The sequence below is a fragment of the Aeromonas sp. s1(2024) genome, from assembly GCF_040908005.1.
In the GTDB taxonomy this organism is placed as follows: Bacteria; Pseudomonadota; Gammaproteobacteria; order Enterobacterales; family Aeromonadaceae; genus Aeromonas; species Aeromonas caviae.
In genome coordinates this window covers 25,526-31,559 of the sequence record NZ_JBFOCW010000041.1, presented here as the reverse complement: position 1 = coordinate 31,559, position 6,034 = coordinate 25,526, and the positions used below count along the sequence as shown (strand labels likewise).

Below are 6,034 nucleotides of genomic sequence, written 5' to 3'. Positions count from 1 at the left end.
CTTGTGAAGGGGGAGGCAGGGAGGGGGTCATCACATCCAATCGAGCCACAAGAAGGATATTCGGATGACCATTAAACTCGGCATCGTGATGGACCCCATCTCGGCCATCAACATCAAGAAGGACTCCAGCTTCGCCATGCTCGAAGAGGCGCAAAAGCGCGGCTACGAGCTGTTCTATCTGGAGATGAAGGATCTCTACATGGAGGCCGGTCGCGCCTTCGGTACCATGCGTCCGCTCACCGTCAAATATGACTATGCCGACTGGTACACGCTGGGCGAGGTGGTGGATCAGCCGCTCTCCAGCCTGGATGTGATCCTGATGCGCAAGGATCCCCCCTTCGACACCGAGTTCATCTACGCCACCTACATGCTGGAGCGGGCCGAGGAAGAGGGTTGCCTTATCGTCAACAAGCCCCAGAGCCTGCGCGACGCCAACGAGAAGCTCTACACCGCCTGGTTTGCCGAGCACACCCCGACCACACTCGTCACTCGCAGAGCCGACAAGCTGCGCGCCTTCCACGCGAAGCACAAGGACGTCATCCTCAAGCCGCTGGACGGCATGGGCGGCGCCTCCATCTTCCGCATGAAGGAGGATGACGCCAACGTCGGCGTCATCATCGAGACATTAACCTCTCACGGCAGCCAGTACTGCATGGCGCAGACCTATCTGCCCGCCATCAAGGATGGCGACAAGCGGGTGCTGGTGGTGGACGGTGAACCGGTTCCCTACTGCCTGGCCCGGATCCCGGCCCAAGGGGAGACCCGTGGCAACCTGGCTGCCGGCGGCCGTGGTGAGGCGCGCCCCTTGAGTGACGCGGACTGGGCCATCGCCCGCGCGGTGGGCCCGACCCTGAAAGAGAAGGGGCTCATCTTCGTCGGCCTCGACATCATCGGCGATCGCCTGACCGAGATTAACGTCACCAGCCCGACCTGCATCCGCGAGATTGAGGCGGCCTTCGACGTCTCCATTACCGGCATGCTGATGGACGCCATCGAGCGCCGACTGGGCCGCTGACCCCTTCGTTGCCGCGGCGAGGAAACACACACAAGGGGCCGTGAAGGCCCCTTTGACTGCCGGCAAAAAGCGGTTTTGCCCGCCGCCATCAACTGCCATAATCACCCCAAATACCTTTGCACGCTAAGAGATACATACGCTCCATGCAAACACTGCAAAATCACTTTCTGCTCGCCATGCCGAGCCTCACGGACGCCTATTTCCAGCGCTCCCTGGTCTATCTGTGCGAACACAGCAGCGAAGGCGCCATGGGACTGGTGGTCAACATTCCGGTCGACATGTCCCTGGACGCCATGCTGACCAAGCTCAACCTCAATCCCCCCGCCACCGCCGAGATGAAACAGCCGGTGTTGCAGGGGGGCCCGGTGCACGGGGATCGCGGCTTCGTGCTGCACAGCTTCCGCCCGGGCTTCAACTCCACCCTGCAGGTGAGCGACGAGATGATGGTCACCACCTCCAAGGACATCCTGGAGACCCTGGGCACCGACGAGGCGCCGGACCACTGGCTGGTGGCGCTCGGTTACGCCGGCTGGAGTGCAGGTCAGCTCGAGCAGGAGCTGGTGGATGGCGCCTGGCTGGTGATCCCCCCCAATCCCAAGCTGGTCTTCGATACCCCCATCCACCTGCGCTGGCAGCAAGCCGCCGCGAGCATTGGGGTCAACCCCCTGCACCTCTCCAGCCAGGTGGGGCATAGCTGACACCCCGGCCCTCCCCCCCACAAGCAGGGGGAGGCAGGGAGGGGGCTTCCCCCTTCATTTATCCATCCATTTCGAGGAGACCCCATGTCATCACGCAGCATCATGGGCTTTGACTACGGCACCAAGAGCATCGGTGTCGCCATCGGCCAGGAGCTCACGGGCAGCGCCCGCCCCCTTCGCTCCCTCAAGGCGAACGACGGCATCCCCAACTGGGACGAGATAGAGAAGTTGATCAAGGAGTGGCAACCGGATCTGCTGATCGTCGGTCTGCCGCTCAACATGGATGGCACGGACCAGGAGATCACGGTGCGAGCTCGCAAGTTCGGCAATCGCCTGCACGGTCGCTTCGGCAAGCCGGTGGAGTTCAAGGACGAGCGGCTCACCACCACGGATGCCCGCGCCCGCCTGTTTGAACGTGGCGGCTACAAGGCGCTGGACAAGGGGAGCGTGGACGGCGTCTCCGCCCAGCTCATCGTCGAAGCCTGGATGGAAGAGCAGTACGACTAAACCGGGGTGCCTCCTCCCCCTTGCTTCTCTTTCGCCGCCCCGCTCTCCATGGGCCCGCCCCAGGCAAAACGCGTCATCCCCGCTGCGGCCAGGCCATAGAGCCGCCGGATCTCCCCCCGCAACCACATCACCTTGGCATCCTGATTGTGGCGCTTGTGCCACAGCAGGATGAAGGCGATCTCCAGCTGGGCATAGAGAGACTCTTCCAGCGGCAACGGCATGGGGATGAGGTCGGGGTGATGTCTGGCGGCATAGTCCGCGCAATATGAGGGCACCACGGCGATCAGCTCGTGGCTCTTTTGGGCGGCGATGTGCAGCGCCTGCTCGAAGCTCGCCACCATGATGGGCACCTGCCGCCTGTGGCCTTCGTCCTCCAGCAGATCATCCAGTGCCCAGCTGTCGCTGGCCTCCCACACCACGCTCACCTGGGGGCAGGCCAGAAAGCGGGTCAGCGACCACGTCTGCCCGAGCAAGGGGTGATCCTTGCGCAGGAACACCACGGGACGATCGCAGAACAGCACCTCGTGATCGATGTAATAGGGCAGCCGGTTGACCCTGGCATGGGAGCGGCCGTGGGTCTCCCGGGCGCAGAAGCCGAGATCCGCCTCTCCGTTGACGATGTCGTTGAGGGAGTGGTGATCCCAGCCCAGCATCCTGACCACGGAGTGGGGGTACTTCTGGTAGATGGTCGTGGGCAGCTCGCTCAGGAAGCTGATGCCAAAGGGGGACTCCATCACCAGACTGAAGCGGGCCCCCTCGGGGATCGCCTCGCGGTTGAGGGTGCTGATGCTCTCGGTGAGCTGGAACCAGGTCTTGAGCTCCTCTGCCAGGGTCAGGGAGAGGTTGGTCGGCTGCAAGCCCTGGCGCACGCGCACGAAGAGGGGATCCCCGAACCAGTCCCGCAGCTTGCCGAGCGCCTTGCTCACCGCCGACGGGGTGACACACAGCTTCTTGGCCGCCCCCGCCACGCTGCGCTCCTGCATCAGGTGCCTGAAGACCACCAGCAGGTTCAAATCGAGTTCACCCAGATTGCGCATCGCGTCTCTCCTATCCCCGAGCCCGGACTCGCCGTACCGCACGCCATGGTAGCAGCACCTTCACCACCAGGTAACCGAGCAGCGCCAGCAGGAGTGCCAGGATCAGCATCCAGAGCGCAGGCATCCCCAGATGGCCCATCCCCCAGATGAAGAGCCCGGACAACCCTATCTGCATGATGCAGAGCAGGGCACTGGCCGATGCCACCTGATCCCCGCACACATCCAGCGCCTCCCCCATCGCCACCCCGAACCCGCAGGAAAACCCGATGCAGACCAGGGCACACCCCGCCAGCAGCCAGGACAGGCCGCCTTCGGGCCCGCTGCTGCACAACAGGGCGAGCAAGGCCAGCAGGTAGGCGAGATGGGAGAGCGCCAGCACCCTTGCCTTGCCGAGCCAGCGCAGCAGCAAGGGGGTCAGGAAGGAAGCGGACATGCTCACCCCGGCCATCGCCATCATCAGCCGGGTGTACTGCTCGGGAGGCAGGCCGAACGTGGTCATCAGGACGAGGGGCGAGACGCTCACATAGACCAGGATGGCGGTCACGCTGGCGCTGGTCAGCAAGGCGCGCTGCATGAAGGGGGCCGTGCCCAGCAGGGCCAGCGGCGATGCCCCCGCAGGCTGGCGGGCGGGGCGGGTCTCCTTGAGCAGTCGCAGGTTGACCAGGGCACTGATGGCGGCCACCAGCGCCATGCCCACGAAGATGCCGCGCCACTCGAAGTGCGACAGGATGAGATAACCGAGTACGGGAGCCAGCACCGGAATGACGCAGATCACGCCGTTGATGAGGGAGAGAGCCATCGCGAGGCGCGCCTGGCTCAGCACATCCCGCAGCACGGTGAAGGTCATGATGTAGAGCGCTCCAGCGCCCACCCCTTGCCAGAAACGCCCCAGATAAAACTGGGCGATGCCGGTCGCCTCCGCCGCCACCAGGGAGGCGACCACGAAGATGAGGGCGCCCCCCAGAACCACGGGGCGCCTGCCATGGCGATCCGCCAGCATGCCCCCCGGCAGCACGGTAGCCGCCATGCCCAGCAGATAGATGGAAAAAGCGGTGTGGATCTGCGCCTCGCTCCCCTGCAGGGTTTGCGCAATGCGGGGCACGGCCACCAGATAGAGATCGATCCCGAGGGGATAGAGGATGATCATCAGAAAAGTACACAGCAGAAACATACCCATGAAGGCTCCATAGCAGCAGGTTTCACCATCACAGGTGCGCTGTCAGCGAGATTGACAACTCAATCCTGCAAAAGCAGAGGAAGATGCCGGGCACTATAGAGCGGGCGGCCTGCCGGGGCCTAGTGACGAGATGGCACTCGGTGGATGCCAATCCGGACATCTCCCGCAGGAGAGGTCCGGATTGGCATGCTCATCGACCCACCCCCTGACAGGTCGCCCTTGAGGGGTCGGGTCCGAGGTAACGGGCACGCCGCGATGCGACGTGCCCTCAAGGCTCAGCGAAGGCGCACCATTACCTGGCCAGTTTCGTCAGGATGGCGTGAGCCGCCTTGATGCGCGCCTCGTTGGGGTAGTTGCGATTGGCCAGCATGACGACGCCGATCCCTTTGGCCGGCACGAAGGCCACATAGGCCCCGAAGCCGTTGGTCGAGCCGGTCTTGTTGAAGAGCACAGGGTGCCCTGCCGCAGCGGGCGCGGGCGCCGCCGGGTTCGTATTATAAATCATCGCCGGGGAGTTGCCCGCCAGCAGCGTCTGCTCGCTGACGGGATAGGCGTAACGCTCCCAGCCCAGTCCCTGGGTCATCTCCCCCACCGCATACTGGCCCTGGTGAGTCAGGTCGATGGCCTGCTGCATGGCCGCATTATCCACCCCGCTGATGTTCGCCTTCACAAAGCGCAGCAGATCCGCCGAGCTGGTCTTGATGCCGTAGGCCTCGTCCGCCAGCATGCCGGGAGTGACGCGGATGGGCTTGTCCTCCTTCGAGTAGCCGTAGGCGTAGTGCCCCATGGCCTGCTCGGGCACATTGAGGTAGGTATGGTACAGGCCAAGCCCCGGCAGGATCGTCTGCTCCATCAGGCGATCGAACGGCTGCTTCATGCTGCTCGCCGCCAGATAGCCAAAGAGCCCGATGCTGGGGTTGGCGTACTGGCGATGGGAACCCGGCGAGTAGGCTGGGGTCCACTGGCGGTAGTAGGCCTGCATCTTCTCGAGCGAATCCACCTCCTCGGGGAATTGCAGCGGCAAGCCGCCTGCGCTGTAGGTAGCCAGCTCCCCCATGGTGATGTTGTCAAAGGCGGATCCCTTGAGCCAGGGGGCGAACAGACTCGCCTTGTCATCGAGCTCGAAGCCCCCCTGCACCACGGCGTAGGCCCCCAGCGTCGCGGTCAGGGTCTTGCTCACGGAGCCTATCTCGAACAGGGTCTGCTCGCTGACACCGACCGCGCGCTCCCGATCGGCCACACCGTAGTTGAAATAGTGGGCCTTGCCATCCTTGAGCACGGCCACCGCCATGCCCGGGATCCTGTGCTCCTTGAGCAGCGGCCGGATGCTGGCATCCACCACGGGGCGCAGGGGATCGGTCGCCGCCTTGTCACCGGCATGAGCCAGGCCGGCCCACATCAGGGTGGCCAGAGCGCCCCACAGGATGGATTGTCGTTGTTGCATTGCATGTCTCCTGACTGTCGTTAGCAAGGTATCGCCATGGCGGCGAGTGATGAGCCCAGCATAGTCCCGCGAGGTGTGCTGCCGATGAGGCTCTGTGAAGTCTGTGTGAAGCCGCCCCCTCTTTTTACCCATGAAAAAGGGGAGCCATGGCTCCCC

6 protein-coding genes are annotated in these 6,034 nt (G+C 63.9%); 3 read left to right on the top strand and 3 right to left on the bottom strand.

The window, feature by feature from the left end; genetic code table 11:
* Positions 1-64: 64 nt before the first annotated feature.
* The 3 genes from gshB to ruvX all read left to right on the top strand — a co-directional run bounded on the left by gshB (position 65) and on the right by ruvX (position 2,220).
* A complete protein-coding gene (gshB, locus tag AB5Y70_RS09785; protein ID WP_043155784.1) occupies positions 65-1,015 on the top strand; it encodes a glutathione synthase in 951 nt (316 codons plus the stop codon).
* A 143-nt stretch (positions 1,016-1,158) separates the two neighbouring features.
* On the top strand, positions 1,159-1,713 hold the full coding sequence (locus AB5Y70_RS09780; RefSeq protein WP_010673864.1) for a YqgE/AlgH family protein: 555 nt from the start codon (positions 1,159-1,161) through the stop codon (positions 1,711-1,713).
* 84 nt (positions 1,714-1,797) lie between these two features.
* Positions 1,798-2,220 carry a Holliday junction resolvase RuvX gene (gene ruvX, locus AB5Y70_RS09775; RefSeq protein ID WP_010673863.1) on the top strand — a complete coding sequence of 141 codons (423 nt, stop codon included), beginning with the start codon at positions 1,798-1,800 and terminating at the stop codon, positions 2,218-2,220.
* Here ruvX and yidZ read toward each other — a convergent pair.
* From yidZ to AB5Y70_RS09760, 3 genes are all read right to left on the bottom strand, one after another.
* Entirely contained in the window at positions 2,217-3,257 is a 1,041-nt protein-coding gene (gene yidZ, locus AB5Y70_RS09770) for an HTH-type transcriptional regulator YidZ (RefSeq protein ID WP_049636984.1), read from the bottom strand. The two genes, ruvX and yidZ, sit on opposite strands and share 4 nt — an antisense overlap.
* Before the next feature lie 10 nt (positions 3,258-3,267).
* Positions 3,268-4,434, bottom strand: coding sequence for an MdtL family multidrug efflux MFS transporter (locus tag AB5Y70_RS09765; RefSeq protein WP_049636983.1), 1,167 nt, complete (start codon positions 4,432-4,434; stop codon positions 3,268-3,270).
* A 292-nt stretch (positions 4,435-4,726) separates the two neighbouring features.
* On the bottom strand, positions 4,727-5,878 hold the full coding sequence (locus AB5Y70_RS09760) for a CMY-1/MOX family class C beta-lactamase MOX-12 (protein WP_043155783.1): 1,152 nt from the start codon (positions 5,876-5,878) through the stop codon (positions 4,727-4,729).
* Positions 5,879-6,034: the final 156 nt, after the last annotated feature.